A 23,549-nucleotide genomic window follows, 5' to 3' on the forward strand; every position below is an offset into this window, starting at 1 on the left:
GGAATTGTCGCGGCCTTGTTGAAATACGGCAACCCATCTGCCGCCCATTCTGGAGCCGCCATGATTGCCCGCACGCTGTTCGACGCTGAACACGACACCTTCCGTGAATCCGTCCGCCGCTTTATCGACGCCGAAGTCCTGCCCCACCACGAGCGCTGGGAAGACCAGGGCTACGTCGACCGCGCCATCTGGGAAAAGGCGGCCGCCGCCGGCTACCACTGCGCCAGCATGCCCGAGGCCTACGGCGGCGCGGGTGCCGACATCCGCTACAGCACCGTGCTGATCGAAGAGATTGCCCGCGCGGGTGCCACGGGCCTGGGCTTCGGCCTGCACTCGGAAATCGTCGCGCCGTATCTGCTGCACTACGGCAGCGAGGCGCTGAAACAGCACTACCTGCCCAAGCTGGCGAGCGCAGAGATGATCGGCGCGATTGCCATGACCGAGCCTGGAGCCGGCTCCGACCTGCAAGGCGTGCGCACCACCGCCACGCGGAGCAGCGACGGCAGCCACTACGTGCTCAACGGCTCAAAGATCTTCATCACCAACGGCTGGCACGCAGATGTGGTGATCGTCGTGGCGCGTACCACGCCGGAAGGCGGCGCCAAGGGCACGAGCCTCTTTGTCGTCGACACCACCATGGAGGGCTTCAGCAAAGGCAAGCGCCTGAAGAAGGTCGGCATGAAGGCGCAGGACACCGCGGAGCTGTTCTTCGACAACGTGCGCGTGCCTGCCGCGAACCTGCTCGGCGAGGAACATCGCGGTTTTGCCTACCTGATGCAGGAACTGCCGTGGGAGCGCCTGCAGATCGCCATCGGTGCCATCGCTTCGGCCGAGGGCGCGCTTGATTGGACGCTGCGCTACGTGCGCGAGCGCCAGGCCTTCGGCAAATCCATCCTCGATTTCCAGACCGCGCGGCACGCACTGGCGGAACTGAAAACCGAAGTGCAGATCGGGCGCGTGTTTGTTGACCAGTGCATCGCGCTCAAGCTGGCTGGCAAGCTCGATGCCGCCACCGCATCGATGGCCAAGTACTGGACCACCGACCTGCAATTCAAGGTGATGGACCGCTGCGTGCAGCTGCACGGCGGCTATGGCTACATGTGGGAATACCCCATCGCCCGCGCGTGGGCCGATTCGCGCGTGCAACAGATCTACGGCGGCACCAACGAGATCATGAAAGAACTGATCGCCCGCACCCTTTAACCAGCACGACCTTCAGGACGCAACGCTATGGAAGCCTATATCTACGACGCCGTTCGCACCCCGCGCGGCAAGGGCAAGAAAGACGGCAACCTGCACGGTGTCACGCCGCTGCGCCTGGCCGCAACCGCACTGCGCGCCATCCGCGACCGCAATCAGCTCGACACATCGCTCGTGGATGACGTGGTGCTCGGCTGCGTGGAACCCGTGGGCGAACAAGGCGCGTGCATCGGCCGCGTGGCAGTGCTGTCAGCCGGCTATGCCGAGACGACGGCCGGCGTGCAGATCAACCGCTTCTGCGCCTCGGGCTTGGAAGCCTGCAACATGGCCGCCGCGCAGGTGATGGCCGGGCAGAGCGACTTCGCCATCGGCGGCGGCGTGGAGAGCATGTCGCGCGTGCCGATGGGTGCCAGCGGCGGTGCATGGCCTGTGGACCCGGCCGCGGCCATCCCGCTGTACTTCGTGCCGCAAGGCGTGTCGGCCGACACCATTGCCACCAAGTGGGGCTACAGCCGCCATGACGTCGACGCCTACGCCGCCGAGAGCCACCGCCGTGCGCATGCGGCCAGCACGGCTGGCTGGTTCACAGGTTCCATCGTGCCGGTGCGCGACCAGAACGGCCTGACCATCCTCGACCGCGACGAGATGATCCGCCCGCAGACCACCGTGGACACACTCGCGCAGCTCAAACCCTCGTTTGCGGAATTAGGCGAGCAATACGGCTTTGACGCCGTGATCCGCCAGCGCTATCCGGAACTGGAGCGCATCGAACACGTGCATCACGCGGGCAACAGCTCGGGCATCGTCGATGGCGCCGCAGCCGTGCTGATCGGCAGCCGCGAGGCCGGCAAGCGCGCGGGCCTCAAACCGCGTGCGCGCATCCGCAGCTTTGCGAGCATCGGCTCGGAGCCGTCGATCATGTTGACCGGCCCTTCGTACGCGGCCGAGAAGGCACTCAAGCGCGCGGGCATGTCGGCGACCGACATCGACCTGTACGAACTGAACGAAGCCTTCGCCTCCGTCGTGCTGCGCTTCATGGAGGTGTTGGCCGTGCCGCATGACCGCATCAACGTCAACGGCGGCGCCATTGCGATGGGCCATCCGCTGGGTGCAACGGGCGCCATGATTCTCGGCACGCTGCTGGATGAGCTGGAGCGCCGTGGGGCGAGCACGGGCCTCGCCACGTTGTGCGTGGGTGCCGGCATGGGCACCGCCACCATCATCGAACGCGTTTAAGGAGCGTGCTGACATGATCGACATCACCATCGACACCGACGGCATCGCCACGCTGACGTGGAACCAGCCGGGCCGTGCACAGAACGTGCTCAACGGCGAAACCTGCGCCGCCTTCTTTGCCGCTATCGATCGCGTGTGCGCAGATGCAAGCGTCAAAGGCATTCTGGTCACCTCCGCCAAAGCGGATTTCATTGCCGGCGGCGACCTCGAATGGCTGCAGACCAGCGACGACGCAGCCACGTTGTTTGAACGCACGTGTGAGCTGCACCGCATGCTGCGCAAGCTGGAAACCTGCGGCAAACCCGTGGCCGCGGCGCTGCCGGGCTCCACGCTGGGCGGCGGGCTGGAGATTGCCCTCGCCTGCCACTACCGCGTGGCGGCCGACAACGCCCGCGCACGCTTCGGCTTGCCGGAAGTCACACTGGGCCTCTTGCCGGGCGGCGGCGGCACGCAGCGTTTGCCGCGCTTGATTGGTGTGCAGAAGGCATTGCCGATGCTGCTTGAAGGCAAGCGCATCAAGGAGGCTGAGGCGCTCAAGCTCGGCATTGTCGATGCAGTCGTCAACGCGGGGGAAGAAGCCGATGCTGCGCGCACGTGGCTGCTGGGCGAAGGCCAGATCCGCGCGCAGCAACCGTGGGACATCAAGGGCTACAAGGTGCCCGGGGGCGGTATCTCCAGCCCCGCCGTGCAGCAGCTATTCACTGCGGCCAACGCCATGCTGCGGCAGAAAACCTACGGCAACTATCCGGCCGCGGCCAGCATCCTGTCGTGCGTGTATGAAGGGCTCATCACCGATCTCGATACAGGTCTCAAGACCGAGGCGCGCTACTTCGTGCAGGCGGTGCTGTCGCCGGAGGCCCGCGCGATGATCCGTACCCTTTTCTTCAGCTTGAACGCCGCCAACAAACTGGCCGCGCGCCCCGCCGATGTGCCCACGCGTCGCTACGCCAAGATCGGCGTGCTGGGCGCGGGCATGATGGGCGCCGGCATCGCCTACGTCACCGCCAAGGCGGGGTTGCCGGTCGTGCTGCTCGACACCACGCAAGAAGCCGCCGAACGCGGTAAAGACTATTCCCGCAAGCTCGTCGAGAAACAGGTACAGCGCGGCCGCCTGCATGCTGACCAGGCCGAAGCGCTGCTCGCGCGCATTCAGCCCACCACGTCCTACGCCGACCTGGATGGCGCGGGGCTCGTCGTTGAAGCCGTGTTCGAGCAGCGCGACATCAAGGCCGACGTCACGCGCCAGGCCGAAGCGGTGCTATCGCCCGATGCCATCTTCGCGTCCAACACGTCCACGCTGCCGATCACGGGGCTGGCCGAAGCAAGCCAGCGGCCGGGCAACTTCATCGGGCTGCATTTCTTCTCGCCAGTCGACAAGATGCCGCTGGTGGAGGTGATCGTCGCCCGGCAGACCACGCGGGCGACGCTTGCGCAGGCGCTCGATTACGTGAAGGCCATCGGCATGACGCCCATCGTCGTCAATGACAGCCGCGGCTTTTATACGAGCCGCGTGTTTTCGACCTACGTGCTCGAAGGCCTGGCAATGCTCGCCGAAGGCGTAGCGCCTGCGCTGATCGAAAACGCCGGGCTACTGGCCGGCATGCCGGTCGGGCCGCTCGCGCTCATCGACGAGGTTTCGAGCGAGCTGATCCACAAGGTCAACCAGCAGACCCGCGCCGACCTGGGTGTCGCCTACATCGAGCGCCCGGGTGAAGCCGTGGCCGAGCGCATGGTGACGCTGGGCCGCATCGGCCGCAAAGCCGGCCAGGGCTTTTACGACTATCCGGAGAGCGGCAAGAAAACGCTGTGGCCCGGGCTGGCGACCGAATACCCAAAAGCCGCGGCGCAGCCTGACGTTCAGGCGCTGGTCGATCGCCTCATCACCGTGCAGGCCGTGGAAACGGCGCGCTGTCTGGATGAAGGCGTGGTGACCGATCCGTGCGACGCCGACGTGGGCGCGCTGCTCGGTTGGGGATTCCCGGCATTCCGGGGCGGGCCGGTGTCGCACATCCATCGCATGGGGGTGGGGGCCTTTATTGACCTGTGCGACCGGCTGGCTGCGGAGCACGGCCGCCGGTTCGCGCCGCCCGCCCTGTTGCGTGACATGGCAGACAAACACACCGCGTTTTACGAACGCTGACGCTCAGGCGCCGCGCGGGTAAACCTTGCGCGGCGCCTCGCAACGTACAGGCGTTGCGCCGCACAAACAGCACCCGAGGGTAAATCCGAGTTCCCCCCAAAAAGCAAACGATTGCGCGTCCAGTCATTACCGCGTTCGCTCGGCTTCAGACACAGGGGCTCCGCTCCGATATAGAGTGAGAGGCACATGAAACGGCCGATATTCAGGCACGCTGCGCGCGTGCCCAAAACGACTGGACACGCAAACGCTGGAGTGGGGATGCCCGCAGAGCAATCGAAGGCTTCTTCTGGTGGTACGACTGATATCACGCCGCAGCCAGGGTGGCGGCGCAGGCTGCTATCGCCGCTGAATGTCGGGGCGGTGCTGATCCTGTTGTTCATCTGGACGTTCACGTTCCATCAACTCACCCAGGAGCGCGACAGGCTGATCCGCGATGCGCAGGCGCGCACGCAGGTTGAAGCCCAGGCATTTGGTGAGTACTCACTCGGCAGCGTGCGGCGCGTATCGGAATTCCTGCTCGATCTGCGCGCGAGCTGGTTATCCGGTCGGGACGTGTTTGAGCAGGTCATCCACGAACGGCAGGAGGCGGTGCGTGACCTGACCTTCCAGGTGGCCGTGATCGACGAGAACGGGATGCTGCTCTACTCCAGCATTGGCCCCACCACGGAACGCGTCGACCTGAGCCAGCGCGAACACTTTCGCGTGCACAAGGAATCGGGCGGACGCGACGTGCTGTTCATCAGCGACCCGGTGCAGGGCAAGGTCTCGAAAAAGTGGTCGATCCAGTTCACGCGCCCCATTCTCAAGGCTGGCCAATTTGCCGGTGTCGTGGTGGTGTCCGTCAGCCCGGAACAGTTCGCCAGCTTTGCCAATACGCTTGCGATTGGCAAGGACGGGGCTGCCACCATCATCCGCGAGTCCGGCCAGATCCTGGCGCGCGTACCCAACCCGAGCGCGGGCATCGAAAAACCGCCGCGCCGCCGCCAGTTCAACAAGCCGGGCGCGCTGGAAACAGGCAGCTACCGGGTGGTGTCGGGCACCGACGGCATCGAGCGCCTCATCGGCTATCACCACGTACCGGAGATCGGGCTCTACTTCCTGGTAGGCGAGTCGGTGGCATCGGTGCTGGAGCCCTACGACGGCTATCGGCGCACCGCGCTGGTCGAGGCGACCGCTTCCACCTTACTGCTCGCGCTGCTGTATTTCACGCTGCGCCACCAGGGCGCCGAGCGCAAGCGGCACATCGAAGACATGCGCCTGGCCTCCATGGTTTATGCATCGAGCAGCGAAGCGATGATGGTGACGACGCTCGACGGCCGCGTGATCGACGTGAACCCGGCTTTTACGGTCACCACGGGCTATTCGGCGCAGGAGTTCAAGGGCCAGTCGAGCGACGCCATCCGCTCCGAATGCAACGAGCGCGCCGTGATTGAAGCGATGCGCGACGGCGTTTCAACCAAGGGCTCGTGGAGCGGCGAATACCTGATCCGCCGCAAGGACGGCAGCGAGTTCCCTGCGCTGCTCACCGTCGACACGTTTGCAGACAGCACGCTGGGCGAGCCGCGCCGGGTGGCGCTCATCCACGACATGACGGAGAAAAAGCGCGCTGAAGAGGTCATCTGGCGGCAGGCCAACTTCGATGCGCTCACCGATCTGCCCAACCGGCACATGTTCTACAACCGCCTGCGACAAGAGATTGCGCGGGCGCGGCAGACGTCTACACAACTGGCGTTGCTGTTCATCGATCTGGACCGTTTCAAGGAAGTGAACGACACGCTCGGCCACGACCAGGGCGACATCCTGCTCAAGGAGATCGCGCGGCGCATCTCGGCCATCGTGCGCGGCACCGATACGGTCGCGCGGCTGGCCGGCGACGAGTTCACCATCATCCTGCCGGACCTGCCCGATGCCTCGGCGGCCACGCCCATCATCCGTAGCTTGCTCGCGCGCATTGCCGCACCCCTGCAGCTTGGCGAGGAAAGCGTGGAAGTGTCGGCCAGCATCGGGGTGGCGCTGTACCCACGCGACGCCGACAGCGCGGAATCGTTGCTCGTGCGCGCAGACCAGGCCATGTTTGCGGCCAAGAGCGCGGGACGCAATCAATGGGCCGCTTTTACCCCGGCATTGCAGCGCGCCGAACAGGAGCGCCTGCGCGTGACAAGCGACTTGCGCGTGGCGCTGGCGCAGGGCCAGCTTACGGTGCATTACCAGCCCATCGTCGATCTGCTGACGGGCAAGGTCCGCAAGGCAGAGGCACTGATCCGCTGGCGGCATCCCGTGCGGGGCGAGATCGATCCGGCAGACTTCATTCCGGTGGCTGAAGACAGCGGGCTGATCGTCGAGATCGGCAAATGGGTGCTGAACAAAGCGCTGGATCAGCTCACGGAATGGCACACCACGCTCGACAGCACGCTGCAGGTGTCGGTCAACAAGTCACCGCTTGAATTCCGCGCGCACCAGTCGGGCACCGAATCATGGCCCAAGGTGGTGGAGCGCCGAGGGCTTCCACCGCACAGCCTGGTCGTCGAAATTACCGAAGGCTCATTGATGGCCGATAGCGCGGAGGTGGTCGAACACCTGCACGAATTCCGGCGCGCGGGCGTGGACATCGCACTCGATGATTTCGGCACGGGGTATTCGTCGCTCTCATACCTGAAGCGGTTCGACATCGACTACATCAAGATCGATCAGTCGTTCGTGCGCAGCCTCGCGCATGACCCGAAGGACATCGCTCTGTGCAGCGCTATCGTGGGCATGGCGCACGCACTGCGTATCAAGGTCATTGCCGAGGGCATCGAGACCGAAGAGCAGAAGGCGATTCTGGTCGCGGCCGGGTGTGACTACGGCCAGGGCCACCTCTTCTGCCCGCCGGTGCCGCCGGCAGCGTTTGAAGCCTTTGTGGCCAAAAACCAGCTTGCGGAGACTTAGGCGGCGCAGGGCACGCCACTTCGTTCATTCGGCGCCTATCTTGCTTCCATCAATTAGCCGCCGCGGCCAGCACCGGTGCCAGTGCCCACCACTGTGCGGTTCTTGCCTTCGTGCTTGGCCTGGTACAGCGCAATGTCGGCGGCTTCGATCAACGTGGTGGTCGGCACGTCGTGCACCGGACTCACCACCGCGCCGCCAATGCTGACCGTCACATATCCGCCCGTGGACGAATGCATGTGCGGCACCTGCAGGGCCTCGATCGCGCTGCGGATCTTTTCCGCCAGCAGCGTCAACCCCTCGGCGCTGTTGCCGGGCAGGACGACAGCAAATTCCTCGCCGCCAAAACGCGCCGCCAGGTCACCGGGGCGGCCGAGGCATGCTTCCACCGTGCTGCCGATGCGCTTGAGCACCTCGTCCCCAGCCACGTGGCCGTAGGTGTCGTTGTAGAGCTTGAAGTTATCGACATCGATCATCAGGAAGGACAGCGCCGTGCCCTCGCGCGCGCCGCGCCGCCATTCCGCGCTCAGATATTCGTCGAGATAACGGCGGTTGGCCAAGCCAGTCAGACCATCGGAGTTGGTCAGGCGGCGCAGTTCCAGATTGGCTTCGAGCAACTGCTGCTGCGATTGGCGCAGCGCGCGGTACGCCTCGTCACGCTGCAGCAGGTTGACGTATGAGCGCGAGTGGTAACGGATGCGCGCAAGCAGCTCGATGCGGTCCGGCAGCTTGACGAGGTAATCGTTGGCGCCCGCAGCAAACGCCGCGCTCTTGATGACCGGCTCTTCCTTGGTCGACAGCACGATGATGGGCACGTCGCGCAGCACCGGGTTGGCGCGGTAGTCGCGCACCAGCGTCAGGCCATCGGTACCCGGCATCACCAGGTCTTGCAGGATGACGGTGGGGCGCGTCTGGATGGCGGCAATCATCGCTTCGTCCGAGCGCGCGCAGTAGTGGAAATCGATGCGATCTTCACCGCCCAGGGCCTGACGAATGGCTTCGGCCACGATGGCTTGGTCATCTACCAGCAACACCATCACCGGAACATCGGCGGCCGCCGGCGTACGCAGCAGCGCGCGTGCGGCTTCCAGCGCGGCGTCCGCTGCAGGGATGGGCTTGGTTTCGTCCGGACCGTCCGGATCATCCGGCATCTCAGAAGGGTGGTTGGTCATGTGATGCTCCCCGTTTCTGGTTATGTATGTGTGATGGTCGTGGCCGTGCGTGCTTCAGGCATGCACGAGCGTGATGAGTTCGTCGGCGATGCGGTCGAGCGGCAGGATGGCGCGCGCCGCATCGAGTGCTGCCGCGGCCTTGGGCATGCCGTACACCGCGCTGGTCGCCGCGTCCTGCGCGATGGTGTGATAACCCTTGGCGCGCATGGCCTTCAGGCCGATGGCACCGTCGCGGCCCATGCCCGTAAGCAGTACACCGATGGCGCTACCCCGCCAGTGTTCAACCACGCTGTGGAAGAACACGTCTACCGACGGGCGATATGGCGTGCTGACCGGCTCTGGCGTGTAGCCGAAGGTGCCGCCGGGCAGCACATGCATGTGGTCGTTGGTGGCGGCAAGCAGCACCTCGCCTGCACGCGGGCGGTCGCCTTCCGCGGCCACGCGCACCGTCAGCGCAGTCTGGCCATTCAGCCATTCGGCCATCCCGGCTGCAAAGGCCTGGTCAACGTGCTGGATCACGGCAATGCCCGCGGCAAACTCTGCCGGAAGTTTGCCCAGCACGGCGGCCAATGCCGTGGGCCCGCCGGCAGAGGCGCCGATGGCCACCAGCGACACCGCGCCGTCCAGCGCGTTGGTGCAAACGCGCGGCCTAGGCGCAACGGGCTTTTCCAGCAGGCGGCCGATCTGGTCAATCTTGGTGAGCAACGGATGGTTGGCGTCGGCATCCGAGCCACCGCCGAGCGTGGGCGTATCTACGGCATCCAGAGCGCCCGCGCCCATCGCCTCGTACACACGCCACGCGTTGGCGCCCACGCTGCTGGTCACCACCAGGATCGCGCACGGATTGCGCGACGCCATGATCCGCCGGGTGGCTTCCACGCCATCAAAGCGCGGCATGATCAGGTCCATCAGCACCACGTCGGGCGGCTGCGCGGCGCAAAATTCAACTGCCTGTGCCCCATCGGTCGCCACCCACAGCACACGGTGCTCGGGCCGACGTGCGATTGTGCGGCGCATGGCTTCCACCGCCAGCGGCATATCGTTGACGATGCCGATATTCATGTCCGCGCTTCTCCAATCAGGTCACGCACTGCGTCCAGCAGCGCTTCATCGTGGAAACTGCCTTTGGCGAGGTAATAATCCGCGCCGGCATCCAAGCCACGACGGCGGTCTTCCTCGCGATCCTTGTAGGACACCACCATCACCGGCAGCGCCTTCAGTGCAGCGTCGCGCTTGATGAGCGTGACCAGCTCGATGCCGTCCATGCGCGGCATGTCGATGTCGGTAACGACGAGGTCAAAGTCTGCGCCGCGCAAAGCGTTCCAACCATCCATGCCATCCACCGCTACGGTGACGGCGTAGCCGCGTTTTTCCAACAGCTTGCGTTCCAGCTCGCGCACGGTGAGCGAATCGTCCACCACCAGCACGTGCTTGCGGTGCTGCACGGCCACGCCCTGCGCGCGCTGCACCTTGTCGAGCTGGCCACCGCGCACGAGCTTATCGACCGAACGCAGCAGGTCGTCCACATCAACGATCAGCACCGCGTCGCCGTTTTCCATCAGCGCACCCGCGGCGATATCACGTACCTTGCCAAGCCGCGCATCCAGCGGCTGCACCACCAGCATGCGCTCGCCCAGGAAGCGGTCGACGGCAATACCGTAAGTTTCGGCGCCCTCCCCAATCACGACCACCGGCACGCTGTCGCGCGCCTCGCCCGGCGGCTGCGTGCCGAGCAACTGATGCGCTGTCACCAAACCCACCGGACGACCTTCGAAGCTGAAATGCTGCTGCCCTTCGAGCATGTCGATCTCGGGGCGGGCCAGCTCGAGTGTGCGTCGCACGTAGGCCAGCGGAAACGCATAGGCCTCGCCGCCCACGTCCACCAGCAGGCTGCGGATGACGGACAGCGTGAGCGGCAACTGCAGCATGAAGCGCGTGCCGCGCCCCGGCTCGTTGTGGATGCGAACGGTGCCGCGCACCGCCTTGACCACCTCGTGCACAGCATCGAGCCCGACACCGCGGCCGGACACATCCGTCACGTGTTCGCGCATCGAAAAACCCGGCAGCAGCAGGAAGTCGAGCAACTCGTGATCCGACAGACGGGTGGCGGTGTCGGCGTCGGACAGACCGCGCCGTACCACCGCAGCACGCACGGCTTCCAGATCAATGCCGGCGCCATCATCTGCCACGGTAATCAGCAGCTTGCCGGCACTGTGGCGCGCTTCCAGGGTGATGGTGGCTTCGGGCGGCTTGCCCTGCGCCTCGCGGGCTTCGGGCGTTTCCACGCCATGGTCGACGGCATTGCGCAGGAGATGGCCCAGCGGGGCGTCGAGCATATCGAGGATGTCGCGGTCAACCTGCGTGGCTTCGCCGACGATGTTGAAGCGCACCTGCTTGCCCAGCGAGCGTGCCAGATCGCGCACCACGCGCGGATAGGCGTGCGTCGCGTCGCCAAACGGCCGCATGCGGCATTGCAATGCCTCGTCGTACAACTGCTGTGCAAGGTGGGTGCTGCGACGGTCGAAGCGGTCAAGGTCGTCGATGTGCTCGCCCAGCGTCTGCTGCATGTGGCCGAGCATCTGGCGCACGTCGTTGAGTGCTGCGTGCATGTCGGCGTCAGCATGCTGGTCGAGCCGTTCGACCAGCGTTTCGTAGAGTGCGTCGAGCGCCAGCGTGGCCGCGCGGTGGCTGCGTTTGACGCGCAGCATCGATTCACCGAACGGTTTGAGCCAACGTGATTCGACCAGCGATTCGCCCGACAGGCTGAGCAGACGGTCGAGGTTATCGGCACGCACGCGCAGCATGCGGTGCGGATCGCGCGTACTGTCGATGGGCGCACGATGCGGTGCGGGGGCGGCCGGCTCTGGCGCTGGTACGGGCGCAGTCGACAAGGCGGCCACCTCGGCGTTCAACAGCGCCATCGCCGCCTTCATCGTGGCATCTTCGGCAGCCGCGTCAGGATTGGCAAACGTTGCAGCGACTGGCGCAGCGGCGGCACGCTCCGGCGCAGAAAACGCAGCCAGCACGGCCTCTACTTCGGCGCGCGGCAGCTGGCCTGCGGTGCCGGGCTGGCCGACGCGCAGCAACAGATCCGTGCCGCGCAACAGCACGTCGATATGCGCGGCGGTCAGCACGAGCGTGGCGCGCTGTGCAGCCACGAACCACTCCTCCATGCGGTGTGCGACGTCAACGCCGTCCTGCAGGCCGACGATGCGCGCGGCGCCCTTGAGCGAATGCGCGGCGCGCATGCAGGCTTCCAGCGCGGCGGCATCGGTGGGTGCGCGCTCCAGCGTCAGCAGGCCAGTCGACAGCACACGCGTCTGCGTCTGCGCTTCCTCATGGAACAGCGCCAGCAAGGATTGGCGGCCCAGATCGTCATCCACGCTCATCGCAGACTCCGGGCAATCGAGTCGAACACGCGATCGGTGTCGAGCAGGCCAATGGTGGCATCGCGCCACGCCAGCACGCCACGTGCGTGGGCCGTGGTGGCGTGCGTGAGTGTGGACGGCACCGGCAGCAGCGCGGTGGCTGGAAAGCGCAGCACGCCTTCCACCTCGTCCACCGGAAAGACGGCCGATTCGTCACGGTGTGCAGCCACCAAGAGCCGCGCATAACCATTGCGCCCGGCGTGTTTGCTGCCCGCATGATCCAGGCCCAGCAGCTCGCCCAGTGATACCGCCACCGTAAGCGCCCCGCGGATGTTGACCAGCCCCAGCACCACCCGGTTACGCCGATGCGGCAACGTGTGGATGGCGCGCGGCGTGTCGATCTGCCGCAACGCGGTGGCCGGCAGTGCGAGCCATTCGTCAGCGATACGGAATACGAGCACGGCCAACTCCGTCCCCGCGTGCTCCGGGGTACGCAGCGGAGCAGCCGTGCGATGCGCCCGCGCGGCAGCTTCCAGGTCGGCATCGGTCAGCGCCCGATCCAGCAGCGCGGCGGCCCCGTCTTCAAAGATTGGGCAATTCAGGCAGCGCGAATACTCGGCCAGGCGCGGGCAGGATTGATCGCCGCGCGTGCCGATGCGGTTCCAGCAGTCATCAACGAGCGTGGTAACGCCCGCGTGGTCATGGACGGCGTGCGCCATGCGTTCCTCGTGTGTGCTCCGGTGTTTCGGATTCGGATGATGCGGATGGTGTCTTGCCCTGGCGTGCCAGCGCGCGCTCCGCACGCAGCATCAGCTGGCGTGCGGCCACGGTATCGCCGGCCACGTCGAGCAGCGCGGCAAGGTGGGTTAGCGCTTCGTAGTGCGCGGGTTCCAGGTACAGCGCCTTGCGGTAAAAGTCGCCTGCATCCGCGTGGCGCCCGCGTGCATCGGCAATCAGGCCGAGCAGGTAAAACGTATCGGCTTCGGGTGCGCGCAGGTTGGCGATCTCCAGCGCCACGCGCTGGGCTTCGTCAAGATTGCCGGCGTCGGCCAGCCGCCGTGCGTCGGCCACCGTGGGCCGCTCGCGCAGCATGGCTTCCACCTCGGGAATGACGGGCGGCAAGGGCCGCACCGCAAAAGTGGGCGCTGGGTTGGGCCGGGGCGGGGTCTGCAGGCGCGCCGCCACGGGGCGCACCGGCACCGACGGTAACGCCACGCCGGGCAATCCCACCACGGAAGCCGCATGCTCGGGCGGCAGCGGCAAACGGAACGGCAACGGCGCCCGCGCACCCGTCTCACTTGAGGCCGTGCGTTGAAATGCAAACGCCAACGGAATCCGCGCTGAACTCATCGCGTGACGCATCATCAGGCCCGTTTCAGCAGGGCCGACGAAGATCATGCCGTCTTCCGCCAGTTGTGAATCGAGCCGGCGAATCGCCTGGTCCTGCGCGTCGCGGTGGAAGTAGATCAGCACGTTGCGGCAGAAGATGAAGTCGTAACGTGTGTCGTCCGCCGGTGCGTCAGCCAGGTTGGCTTGCGCAAAGCGCACCAGTCCGCGCACGGTATCGCTCAACTGCCAGATGCCGTCGGCCTCGGTGAAATGCCGATCGCGGAAGGTCAGCGGATGGCCCCGGAAGGCATTGCGCCCATACACCGCGCGCCGTGCCTGCTCAATGGCGCGCGCGCTGATATCGATGGCGTCGATGGTGAACCGAGCGGGATCGATGCCGGCATCGAGCAACGCCATCGCCGCAGAGTACGGCTCTTCGCCCGTCGAGCATGGCGCACTAAGGATGCGCAGTACCCGCATCGGCTCGCGCGCAAGTTTTTCGCCCACCACGCGCGCCAGCGTGACGAAGGCTTCGCGGTCTCGGAAAAACCAAGTCTCGGGCACCACCAGCGCTTCGATCAGCGACTGCCGTTCTTCGGGTGCGGTGTTCAGGCGCAGCCAGTACGCGTCGAGCGCCGCCGCGTCCAGCGTCGTCGGCATGCCGCGCCCGGCCAGCATTGCGCGCGTGCGGTCCAGCACGGCGCGCTCCAGCGCGTTCGTGCCGAGCGACGGCGCATCAATGCCCGTCTCGTGCGAGAGCCAGGCTCCAAAGCGGGGATCGACGGCCACCATGACGATCAGCCAACGGTAGCCGGAAACAGCAATGCACGCACTTGCGCGTCGAGCATCGCCTCGGTATCGACCCGCTGCACGAGGCCATCGCCCAGGCTTGCCACGGGGCCGAGCCAGCGTGCATTGGGCGTGGCGACACCGCTGTCGGCAAAGTGCGCATCGTCGATACGTCGCGTGTGCGTTGCGTGTTCGAGCATCAGGCCGAGCAGCGGTGCTTCGTCGCCGCGGGAACCGGATTCATAGCGCACCAGCACCAGACGCGTGGAACGCAACGGCCGCGCAGGGCGGCCCAAGGCAAGCTGCGGCACGTCGATCACCGGCACAGGTGCGCCATGCCGTTCGATCACGCCCGCCACCCACGCAGGCGCACCCGGAATCGACTTGGTGGCGGCCAAGGGCAGCACTTCAGCAATCTGCGCCACGTTGAGCGCATAGCGGTCGCCATCGAGCTGGAACAGGAGGTAAAGCATGGCGATTCTCGCTACGGCAAAAACACGTCAATGCGGATGCGCTGCGGGTCAGGCTTCGATCTTGAAGCGCGACACGCCGGTACGAAGCTGGTTGGCCACCAGCGTCAGGTCGTCAATCGCCTGCGACGACTGGCGCAGCGATTCCGCCGTCTGCTGTGCAGCTTCGGACAACTGCGACAGCGCCTGCGTAATCTGCTCGGCACCCGTCGCCTGCGTCTGCATGCCTTCGTTCACCATCTGGAAGCGGGGCGCCAGCGTCTGCACCTCGGTAATGATCTGGGAGAGCTGCGTGCCGACCTGCTGCACGTCACGCATACCGCGCCGCACCTCTTCCGAGAACTTGTCCATGCCCATCACGCCAGCGGAGACGGCCGATTGGATTTCCTTGACCGTCTGCTCGATGTCGTAGGTGGCGACTGCCGTCTGGTCAGCCAGTCGGCGGATTTCCGTGGCCACCACCGCAAACCCGCGGCCGTATTCGCCAGCCTTCTCCGCCTCGATGGCCGCGTTGAGCGACAGCAGGTTCGTCTGGTCGGCCACCTTGGTGATGGTCGACACCACCTGGTTGATGTTGGTCGCCTTCTCGTTGAGGATGGCCAGCTTGGCGTTGACCGAACCTGCAGCTTCCATCACGCCGCGCATGGTGTCTTCCATGCGGGTCAGGCCGCTCTGGCTGGCGCCGGCCAGCGTGGCGGATTGCTCGGCCACGCTCGATACCTCGTTCATCGTGCGCAGCAGGTCGCGCGAGGTGGCAAAGATCTCGCGCGACGTTGCGCCGATCTCGGTGGTGGTCGCGGCGGTCTCGGCGGCGGTGGCCTGCTGCTCCTTGGAAGTGGCGGCAATCTCGGCCACGGACGTCGTCACCTGCAGGGACGACTTCTGCGCCTGCGACACCAGGCTCGCCAGCTCTTCGGCCATGCGGTTGAAACCTTCTTCCAGCGTGCCGAACTCATCATTGCGGCGCAGATCGAGCCGGCCCGACAGGTTACCGGTGCGCATGTCGTCGTGGGCACCCACCACACGGGCCATCGGCACCGTAATTGCCTTGAACAGCGCATAGCCCAACACCACCGCGGCCAGCAGCACCACACCCAGCGCTACGGCCAGCGTGATCTCGGTGCTCTGTACCGAGCTGCGAATCTGCTGCGCCGATTGGTCGGCTACCGCGCGGTTATCCGTCACGAGCTGTTCGGCAAGGTTCACGGCCTCTTCCCAGGCAGGTATGGCATGTTGCGCCACAGCCTGCGCAGCCGGCCGGGATTTGGCTGCCTGTTGCACAGCGTCGTTGAACATGGCCAGGTATTTGTCGATGGCGGTGCGATACGTGCGGAACCGCTGGCGGTCATCCTCACGGAAGATGGTGGCCTCGTAGGCGGCCGAGTATTGATCCAGCTCTCGCACGCTTTTGGCCGCGCGATCCAGGTCGCGCCGCACGACATCCGCATCGGTATCGACAAACAATGCACGTTCGAGCATCGCCTGGCTATTGCGCGTCGCTGCGCGCAGCGATGTGGACAAATACAAACCCGGTACCGAATCGCGCTCCAGGCTCATGGCCTCTTCGTCAATCGCGCGAAGCCGCGTGTACGACACCGCCGCCATGATGACCATCAAAATGAACAGCACACCGAAGCTCAAGACGATGCGGTTGCCGAGTGAAAAGCGGCCGCCGCGAAGCATGCCTGACAGGGTTGCGTTGCTGATGCGGGGCGTCGCAGAGACCATGTTTGAAACCTAGAAGAAACCGACAAGAAAGCCGTGGCGAAAAAGACGTGAAAGCGGCCCAAAGCGCGCCACACAGAAGTGTTTGGAATGGTAAAGGAACGTATCGGTCACCGGAACCGAAACCTGTGTGATTCCGCGTCAATACAAGGGTAAGCCCCTGCCTGGTCAAGGGTGAAGCGCCGCCGATTGAGCACAGGCGAGCACTCGGGGCCCTCCCCGCCGGAGCCCTCAGCGGCCGCGCACTGCCCGCGCAAACGCTTGCACCACGTCGGCAGACGCATCGGTGATGGCCCAGTAGCCCATGCCGGCGCTGCGCCAGGCCATCAACTGGTAGCCGCGCTCGGTGCGCAGCGCGGGTTCGGTGTCGCTGCCGGCCTCGGGGCGTACGTACAGGTCCACCGGATGCTGCGCTGAGCGGTAGACCAGCACCGCCACCGGGCGGCCGTCGATGTAGTCCAACCGGCCGCCGATGAGGGGGAACCCGCGCGCTGCAAGGTCGGTAACGGGCGGCGCATAGTCGATGCGGCCGTTGAACCACGGCTTGACCGTGTGCCGATCGGACGACAGCACATCGGTCTCCCGCGCGCCCAGCAGCGCCCGCACGTGGCTGGCGGTGATGTCGTGCGCGGTGAGCGCAGCCGTATCGGGCCGGCCCACCAGCACGCCCACACCGAGTGCCACGGCCGCGAGCGCGCCAGCGCCCAATCCCAAGCCGAGCCCCCGCGATGGCGTGATCAACCAATTAGCCAAGCGCTGCCATGGCGATTCCGACTGGCGCGGCGCGCGCGGGCGGGGCGATTCGGGGCGCACGCCAGCCTCCCCCTGCACGGCCTGCAATACACGCTCGCTCAAACCAGGCGGCGCCTTCCTGTAGAGCGCCGGCGCACGCAGCCCCTGCCGCAGCGCACGCACCACGCCATCGTGGCGCGCCGCAATGTCGGTACATGCGGCACACGTGGCCAGATGCGTTTCCATGCGCAGGCTGTCGGCCACTCCGAGTTCGCCATCGGCGCGGGCAGCCAGCAACGCGCGGATGTCGTCACAGTTCATGGCGGAACTCCTTGGTGCTGTTTCCCAGACCGCCCGACGCCCGGATGGGTGTCACATTTGTGCGCAGCGGTGCGTTGTCTTCCGTAAGCAGACGTGCGAGCTGCTGCCGCGCACGTGCCAGCCGCGACATGACCGTGCCGACGGGCGCGTCCACCACGGCGGCAATGTCGCGGTACGGCAGGTCTTCCAGCTCGCGCAGCACGAGCACCTCGCGATACGGCACCGGCAACTGCGCCAGCGCGACATGCACGCGGCGCACATCGTCGATGCGGGCGAGCAGCGCAGCGGGGTCGACGCCATAGGTGGCGCTGTCGTCGTTCGCTTGGCCGACCGCCACGTCGTCATCCCACGGCTGGGCCGGTGCCTGTTTGCGGCGCGCGCATTCCGAGAACCACGTGTTGCGCACGATGGCCAGCAGCCATGGGCGGCCGTCCCCGCCGCGAAACCCGCCAAACAGCCGGAACGCGCGCAGGCAGGCTTCCTGAACGATGTCGTCGGCGTCTTGTGCGTCGCCCGAGAGCCAGCGCGCCAGGTTGTAAGCGGCGTCGACATGCGGCAGCACCGCCTGCGCAAAGCGCTGGGCGTCGGTGGGCAGATCGAGCGTGGGGTCTGGCAGGTCGGGCATGGCGGCCTGGAGGCGGTTGACCTCCGTATACCGGGGTGCAATTCAGTTTATTCCCGCCCCGAAGAAATTTTGTGAAAACGCGAATCTTATGGAATACGCGGGCACCCCAGCCGGTATGACAGGCAGGACCAGCGCTTCCTTCATTGCCATCGCGCTGGGCCGCTATCCAACTCGGTCATCTATTGCAGGGGACACCCATGAGCAAGCAACCCGGACGACGCCAGTTCCTGCAACTGGCCGCGGTCGGCGGTCTGGTGTACGCATCCGGCCTGCCCGGCTGGCAGGCGATGGCGGCCACCACGCGCGCCGCCGGCACCAAGCAGGACGATTTCTACTTCGTGCAGTTATCCGACACCCACTGGGGCTTCAAGGGCGCGCCCAATCCGGATTCGCAAGGCACGCTGCCCAAGGCGATTGCGGCGGTGAATGCGTTGTCGCCCGCGCCGGACTTTGTCATCTTCACGGGCGACCTCAGTCACATCAGCGACGACCCTGCCGAGCGCCGCAAGCGCCTGGCCGAGTTTCGCGACATTGCCGCCAAGATCAAGGTGCCGGTGGTGCATTACATGCCGGGCGAGCACGACGCCTCGCTCGACAACGGCGAGGCCTATATCGAACTCTTCGGCCGCACGCATTATTCATTCGATCACAAGGGCGTGCACTTCATCGCCATCGACAACGTGTCGGACCCGTCCGCGCGCGTGGGGGAGGCACAGCTCGCGTGGCTGGCGGCGGATGTGCGTTCCGTGCCCGAGCACACGCCCATCGTCGTGTTCACGCATCGGCCGCTGTTCGATCTGTACCCACAATGGGACTGGGCCACGCGCGATGGCCAGCAGGTCATCGACTTGCTGATGCCGCACCCGAACGTGACCGTGTTCTACGGCCACATCCACCAGGAACACCATCACATGACCGGGCACATTGCCCACCACTCGGCGCGCTCGCTGATGTTCCCGCTGCCCGCGCCCCCCGCACCGGGATCGCAGGCAAAACGCAACCCGGTCCCGTGGGATGCCGCAGCGCCCTATCGCGGCCTGGGCTGGCGCAGCATCACCGAGCACGGCAAGCAGGACGCCGCCACCTGGGCGCTGGCCGAGCAGCCGATCCAACCCAACAGCGAAGCCACTGCCGCCAAGACGCCGGAGACCACCTGACATGCGCCCTCCCATTGCACACAACCCCAAGCGCCGACTGGCGCTGCGTCAGTTCACCGTGCTCGCGGCGGGTGCGGCCCTCGCCTGTGTTGCGCACGGCGAAGGCCCCACGGTCATTCGCGTGCACGCACGCAAGTTCACCTTCACGCCAGACAAGATCACGCTCAAGCGCGGCGTGCCTGTGGTGTTCGAGTTGACTGGGCAAGACATCCTGATGGGCTTTGCCATTCCGGACTTCAACGTGCGTGCCGACGTGGTGCCGGGGCAGACCGTGCGGCTGGCGCTTACGCCCGACAAGACGGGCACGTTCGATTTCCTGTGCGACATCTTCTGCGGCTCGGGCCACGAGACGATGAATGGAACGTTGACCGTCACCTGAAGCGCAAAGAGCAAAGAAGAAAGCGAAGTGAAACGCCCCGACCTGTTCGGGGCGTTTTCATTGACAGGATGCACGCATGACGTGCTTGCAGCGGCATACACATTCTTTACGACGCGCGGGAATAAACCGTCGGCCTGCGGTGTTTACTCCACTAGCACGCCATCGACCCGCACTCTGGAGGACCCATATGTCGTCACGTTCGCAGCGTCGCCTACGTACGTTGCTGTTTGCTGTGTTCACACTCATGTCAGGCATCGGAGCGCACGCTGCAGTTGCGCAGGAAGCACCGCCACAGGCCAATCGCGAGCAGGCCTTCCTCGCCGAAAACGATGTCGCCATGACAAAGATGATGGACGGCATGGTCCCGAAGCCCAGCGGCAACATCGACCAGGATTTCGTCGCGATGATGACGCCACATCACCAGGGCGCCATCGACATGGCCGTGGCCTACCTGCGCTACGGCCAGAACGAACAACTGCGCCGCATCGCGCAGGAAATCGTCGTCGCGCAACAGCAAGAGATTGCAGCGATGCGCTTGGCGCTTGGCCAGCCGCCGCCCCCGTCGGCACCGGTCCCCACGCAGTTCCGCCCGGCCTCCGCAACGACTGCGCCCGCATCCCATGCGGCGCATCACGCTCACACCGCCACCCCTCAACAGGAAGACCGATGAAGAACCGACTGTTTGTTGCCACGGCGCTTGCCGCAGCGGCCATCACGTGCGCCGCGAGCGCCAGCGCCGGGCAGGCGCCCGCATCCCTTGCCTCGCCTGACATTCCCATCAGCCACAGGGATCGCGTCTACGCGGCCGAGCAATTCTCGAACACGGTGTCCGTCACGGACCCCGCCAGCAACACGATCCTGGGTGTGATCAAGCTGGGCGATCCTGCGCCCGGCAACTTCAGCCCGCTCTATCGCGGACAGGTGCTGGTGCACGGCATGGGCTTCTCGCCAGATCACCGGACCTTGGCGGTGGTCTCCATCGGCTCCAACTCAGTCACGTTCATCGATACGCAGACCAACGCCGTCAAACACACCACGTATGTTGGCCGCTCGCCTCACGAAGCGTTCTACACACCGGATGGCAGCGAGGTCTGGGTGACCGTGCGCGGCGAAAACTACATCGCCGTGCTCGATGCCAATACCTATGCAGAGAATGCGCGCGTTACCGTACCGGCGGGCCCCGGCATGACGATCTTTTCGCCGGACGGCAAGTACGGCTACGTGTGCTCGTCGTTCAATCCGGAAACGGTCGTGATCTCGACGGCCGATCACAAGATCGTGGGACACATCAAACAGGAATCGCCGTTCTGCCCCAACATTGCCGCCACGCCGGATGGCAAGCAGGTGTGGTTCACATTGAAGGACATCGGCAAGGTGCAGGTATTCAACGCCCACCCGCCGTTCAATGCGATCACGTCGTTCGAGACCGGGCCCATCACCAACCACGTCAACTTCGCGCATAACGCCAAGGGCACGTTTGCCTATGTGACGATTGGCGGCACGAACCAGGTCAAGGTATTCCGGACCGACAATTTCGAACGGGTCGCGACGATTCCCGTCGGCAAGCTTCCGCACGGTCTATGGCCGTCCGGTGACGGCACCCGCATCTATGTCGGCCTGGAGAATGACGACGCACTGGCCGTCATCGACACACTGACGAACAAGGTGGTATCGACTGTTCCGATTGGGCAGGCACCGCAGGCGCTGACGTACGTGCCGAACGCTGTGCCTGATGGCAACGGCACGGAGAACCTGCAACCGCTTGGCACAGCGGGGCAGGTCAGCCATCTCGCACTCGTGCCGGCCACCGCAGACAAGTCCGACGCATCGGCGGCCCCCACCAGCGTGGCGCTGTTCGATCAGGGGCTCGTCCAGGTGTTCCAGGCATCGGTGACCGGATTGCAGCCGAAGCAGCCCTATGCGATTGCCTTGTCACAGAATGCGGATGGCAGCGGCCCGCTTGAGACCCTGGCGAGCTTCATGACCAACCCGGCCGGTGGCGCCATCGTCAACTCGATCGGGCAGATTCGGCAGGTGGTCACGCCTGGCAACGCGGACGCTGGCAACACGCGCCGGTATCTTGTGATTGCACCGGTGGTGTCCGGCAAGCTTGGGACTGCGGTGCAGATTCAGGCGCGCTAGGCAATGTGCGCCCCTGCGGCGTTCGTGCCTGGGCAGACCGTGCGGCTGGCGCTCACACCCGACAAGACCGGCACGTTTGATTTCCTGTGCGACATCTTCTGCGGCTCGGGCCACGAGACGATGAATGGAACATTGACCGTCACCTGAAGCGCACCGCCCGAGGCCAACGCAAAACGCCCCGAACAAGTCGGGGCGTTTTCATCTGCGAGTGCCGCCTTAAGCCAGCGCGTCCGGCACAGCCAGGGTCAGCAGCAGTTCGTCGAGCCGCTCCATGGTGGAGGTCATGCCGTCCTTCATCCCCATGTCGATGACTTTTTGCACGTCTTCCGGCGAGTTGTACAGCACCACAGTCGTGACGAGGGTGCGTTCGTCCGCATCGGCAAAGGTGACATCCCAGCGGGCGCGGGGCATATCCGGATTCACGGCGCCGGCTTCATCAGAAAAAGCATCAAGGGCCGCATAGCCATCGATCGGGTTGATCTTCTGATAGTCCAGACGGCTCCAGAACGACTGTCCATCGGGGGTGATCATCGCGTAGAGCCAGTAGCCGCCTTCCTTGAATTCCATATGCTGGGTCTTAGTGGTGAGCGGCTTGGGCGCAAACCACTGATCGAGCAGTTCGCGCTTCGTATGGCAATCCCACACAAGCTGGCGCTTTGCCGCGAACTCTCGCCTCACGGTGAGGCTGCTCTTTTGCATGTCGACGAGGAAATCAAACCGAAGATCAGCCTTCATTGTTTTCTCCTTGGAGTTTCTCTAAGAGGTTGTCCAGATTGCTGTACCTGCTCGCCCAGATCGCGTGCTGTTGCTCAAACCAGCGCTCGGCTGCGGCCAGCTTCTTGCGCTCGAGCATGCACGTCCGGATTCGGCCGCTCTTTTCCGAGCGGACCAGCCCGACGCCTTCCAGCACCCGCATGTGCTTCATGAACGATGGCAGCGCCATGTCAAATGGCTCTGCCAGTTCACTCACCGTCGCGGGCCCTTTGCCGAGCCGCTGAATAACTGCCCTGCGCGTTGGGTCAGAAAGCGCGTGAAATACCGCGTCTAGCGCAATTCCATTGTTATCCATTTGGCTAACTATATACGTGAGAATGCGTTGATGCAACCGGGTTCGACAGCATGTTGTAACGCAGGCGGGTGGCCGGTCAGCACGCACACACCCCCATGCTAGGATGACCTTCCCCCCGGCAGCAGCCACACCGCACATGACGACCATCTACGCGACACTCGGCGTGCAGCCCGACGCGACCCTGGACGAAATCAAGCGCGCTTACCGCCGCGCCACGATGAAGTGGCATCCCGACCGCAACCTCGGCCGCGAAGCCGAAGCCTATGCGGCGTTCCAGGAAATTCGCGAAGCCTACGCCATCCTCTCCGACGCTGAACAGCGCCGCGTTTATGACGAGGTCTTCGCGCAGGAAATGCAGCGCTGGCAGGCCGAGCGTGATGCGCAGGAAGCACAGGAGCGGGAAGCGCAACGCGAGCGCGAACGCGTTGCACAGGAGCATTACGAAAAGATGGTCGCCATCGCAATGCGCTTTGCCGACGAGGGCCACAATCGCGACGTCCTATTCGGCGTGCTGCTTGGGCGGGACTGCGATGCAGAACTTGCCGCGCGCATTGCCGACAGCGTGTGGGCCTTGCAGGAAGCACGGCGCAACACAGTGGCCGCCGCTGACACGCCCGACAGTGAAACGACGGTCCAACCCGATGAAGCGACTTCGCCCCAGCGGCACTCAAGCGCGTTCGAGACGTTCTGGCAGGGACTGTTTGGCCTGCGGCAGTAGCTGCGGATAGCGGCAATCGCTCTGCTTTCGATGCTCGACGCCTACTCTCAGA

The 23,549-nt window shown here is 65.1% G+C and carries 20 protein-coding genes and 1 pseudogene; 10 read left to right on the forward strand and 11 right to left on the reverse strand.

Annotated elements, in window-relative coordinates:
* Positions 1 to 60: 60 nt before the first annotated feature.
* The 4 genes from ACEN9T_RS05610 (at position 61) to ACEN9T_RS05625 (ending at position 7,504) form a co-directional block, all read left to right on the forward strand.
* The gene (locus ACEN9T_RS05610) at positions 61 to 1,203 is read left to right on the forward strand and encodes an acyl-CoA dehydrogenase family protein (RefSeq protein WP_316882571.1); all 1,143 of its coding nucleotides are present in this window, start codon (positions 61 to 63) and stop codon (positions 1,201 to 1,203) included.
* A gap of 27 nt (positions 1,204 to 1,230) precedes the next feature.
* Positions 1,231 to 2,436 carry an acetyl-CoA C-acetyltransferase gene (locus ACEN9T_RS05615; protein ID WP_413705754.1) on the forward strand — a complete coding sequence of 402 codons (1,206 nt, stop codon included), beginning with the start codon at positions 1,231 to 1,233 and terminating at the stop codon, positions 2,434 to 2,436.
* Between the two features lie 13 nt (positions 2,437 to 2,449).
* On the forward strand, positions 2,450 to 4,576 hold the full coding sequence (locus ACEN9T_RS05620) for a 3-hydroxyacyl-CoA dehydrogenase NAD-binding domain-containing protein (protein WP_413705755.1): 2,127 nt from the start codon (positions 2,450 to 2,452) through the stop codon (positions 4,574 to 4,576).
* Positions 4,577 to 4,834: 258 nt separating this feature from the next.
* The gene (locus ACEN9T_RS05625) at positions 4,835 to 7,504 is read left to right on the forward strand and encodes an EAL domain-containing protein (RefSeq protein ID WP_092970861.1); all 2,670 of its coding nucleotides are present in this window, start codon (positions 4,835 to 4,837) and stop codon (positions 7,502 to 7,504) included.
* A 53-nt stretch (positions 7,505 to 7,557) separates the two neighbouring features.
* On the opposite strand, the gene ACEN9T_RS05630 is transcribed toward ACEN9T_RS05625, so the two are convergent.
* The 9 genes from ACEN9T_RS05630 to ACEN9T_RS05670 form a co-directional block, all read right to left on the reverse strand.
* A complete protein-coding gene (locus tag ACEN9T_RS05630; RefSeq protein WP_092970860.1) occupies positions 7,558 to 8,673 on the reverse strand; it encodes a diguanylate cyclase domain-containing protein in 1,116 nt (371 codons plus the stop codon).
* Positions 8,674 to 8,727: 54 nt separating this feature from the next.
* Entirely contained in the window at positions 8,728 to 9,735 is a 1,008-nt protein-coding gene (locus ACEN9T_RS05635; protein WP_092970859.1) for a chemotaxis response regulator protein-glutamate methylesterase, read from the reverse strand.
* Positions 9,732 to 12,062 carry a hybrid sensor histidine kinase/response regulator gene (locus tag ACEN9T_RS05640; RefSeq protein ID WP_413705756.1) on the reverse strand — a complete coding sequence of 777 codons (2,331 nt, stop codon included), beginning with the start codon at positions 12,060 to 12,062 and terminating at the stop codon, positions 9,732 to 9,734. Before ACEN9T_RS05640 ends, ACEN9T_RS05635 begins: the two co-directional genes overlap by 4 nt.
* Complete coding sequence (locus tag ACEN9T_RS05645) at positions 12,059 to 12,760, reverse strand: chemotaxis protein CheW (RefSeq protein ID WP_413705757.1); 702 nt, start codon at positions 12,758 to 12,760, stop codon at positions 12,059 to 12,061. Before ACEN9T_RS05645 ends, ACEN9T_RS05640 begins: the two co-directional genes overlap by 4 nt.
* Positions 12,741 to 14,162: a CheR family methyltransferase gene (locus ACEN9T_RS05650; protein ID WP_413705758.1), complete on the reverse strand. Its 1,422-nt coding sequence runs from the start codon at positions 14,160 to 14,162 to the stop codon at positions 12,741 to 12,743. Before ACEN9T_RS05650 ends, ACEN9T_RS05645 begins: the two co-directional genes overlap by 20 nt.
* A 5-nt stretch (positions 14,163 to 14,167) precedes the next feature.
* On the reverse strand, positions 14,168 to 14,632 hold the full coding sequence (locus ACEN9T_RS05655) for a chemotaxis protein CheW (RefSeq protein ID WP_092970855.1): 465 nt from the start codon (positions 14,630 to 14,632) through the stop codon (positions 14,168 to 14,170).
* 48 nt (positions 14,633 to 14,680) lie between these two features.
* Positions 14,681 to 16,357 carry a methyl-accepting chemotaxis protein gene (locus tag ACEN9T_RS05660; RefSeq protein ID WP_413705759.1) on the reverse strand — a complete coding sequence of 559 codons (1,677 nt, stop codon included), beginning with the start codon at positions 16,355 to 16,357 and terminating at the stop codon, positions 14,681 to 14,683.
* A 228-nt stretch (positions 16,358 to 16,585) separates the two neighbouring features.
* Positions 16,586 to 17,407 (reverse strand): anti-sigma factor family protein, encoded by an 822-nt coding sequence (locus ACEN9T_RS05665; protein ID WP_092970853.1) that lies wholly within the window; start codon positions 17,405 to 17,407, stop codon positions 16,586 to 16,588.
* Positions 17,397 to 18,032 (reverse strand): RNA polymerase sigma factor, encoded by a 636-nt coding sequence (locus ACEN9T_RS05670; RefSeq protein ID WP_413705760.1) that lies wholly within the window; start codon positions 18,030 to 18,032, stop codon positions 17,397 to 17,399. The genes ACEN9T_RS05665 and ACEN9T_RS05670 overlap by 11 nt, the downstream gene beginning before the upstream one ends.
* 197 nt (positions 18,033 to 18,229) lie before the next feature.
* Here ACEN9T_RS05670 and ACEN9T_RS05675 point away from each other — a divergent pair, with 197 nt between their 5' ends.
* From ACEN9T_RS05675 to ACEN9T_RS05695, 5 genes and pseudogenes are all read left to right on the forward strand, one after another.
* Positions 18,230 to 19,189 (forward strand): metallophosphoesterase family protein, encoded by a 960-nt coding sequence (locus ACEN9T_RS05675; RefSeq protein ID WP_413705761.1) that lies wholly within the window; start codon positions 18,230 to 18,232, stop codon positions 19,187 to 19,189.
* A gap of 1 nt (position 19,190) precedes the next feature.
* The gene (locus tag ACEN9T_RS05680; RefSeq protein WP_413705762.1) at positions 19,191 to 19,568 is read left to right on the forward strand and encodes a cupredoxin domain-containing protein; all 378 of its coding nucleotides are present in this window, start codon (positions 19,191 to 19,193) and stop codon (positions 19,566 to 19,568) included.
* A gap of 187 nt (positions 19,569 to 19,755) precedes the next feature.
* Positions 19,756 to 20,238 (forward strand): DUF305 domain-containing protein, encoded by a 483-nt coding sequence (locus ACEN9T_RS05685; RefSeq protein ID WP_413705763.1) that lies wholly within the window; start codon positions 19,756 to 19,758, stop codon positions 20,236 to 20,238.
* The gene (locus ACEN9T_RS05690) at positions 20,235 to 21,710 is read left to right on the forward strand and encodes a YncE family protein (protein WP_413705764.1); all 1,476 of its coding nucleotides are present in this window, start codon (positions 20,235 to 20,237) and stop codon (positions 21,708 to 21,710) included. Before ACEN9T_RS05685 ends, ACEN9T_RS05690 begins: the two co-directional genes overlap by 4 nt.
* A 15-nt stretch (positions 21,711 to 21,725) precedes the next feature.
* Positions 21,726 to 21,857: pseudogene (locus tag ACEN9T_RS05695) on the forward strand (cytochrome c oxidase subunit II); the annotation flags it as partial.
* A gap of 69 nt (positions 21,858 to 21,926) precedes the next feature.
* Here ACEN9T_RS05695 and ACEN9T_RS05700 read toward each other — a convergent pair.
* Both ACEN9T_RS05700 and ACEN9T_RS05705 read right to left on the reverse strand, forming a co-directional pair.
* Positions 21,927 to 22,445 (reverse strand): SRPBCC family protein, encoded by a 519-nt coding sequence (locus ACEN9T_RS05700; RefSeq protein ID WP_413705765.1) that lies wholly within the window; start codon positions 22,443 to 22,445, stop codon positions 21,927 to 21,929.
* Positions 22,435 to 22,779, reverse strand: coding sequence for an ArsR/SmtB family transcription factor (locus ACEN9T_RS05705; protein ID WP_413705766.1), 345 nt, complete (start codon positions 22,777 to 22,779; stop codon positions 22,435 to 22,437). The genes ACEN9T_RS05700 and ACEN9T_RS05705 overlap by 11 nt, the downstream gene beginning before the upstream one ends.
* A gap of 136 nt (positions 22,780 to 22,915) precedes the next feature.
* Between ACEN9T_RS05705 and ACEN9T_RS05710 the strand changes: the two genes are divergently transcribed.
* On the forward strand, positions 22,916 to 23,497 hold the full coding sequence (locus ACEN9T_RS05710) for a J domain-containing protein (protein ID WP_413705767.1): 582 nt from the start codon (positions 22,916 to 22,918) through the stop codon (positions 23,495 to 23,497).
* Positions 23,498 to 23,549: the final 52 nt, after the last annotated feature.

The sequence above is a fragment of the Ralstonia sp. Ralssp110 genome, assembly GCF_047325135.1.
Lineage (GTDB): Bacteria > Pseudomonadota > Gammaproteobacteria > Burkholderiales > Burkholderiaceae > Ralstonia > Ralstonia mojiangensis.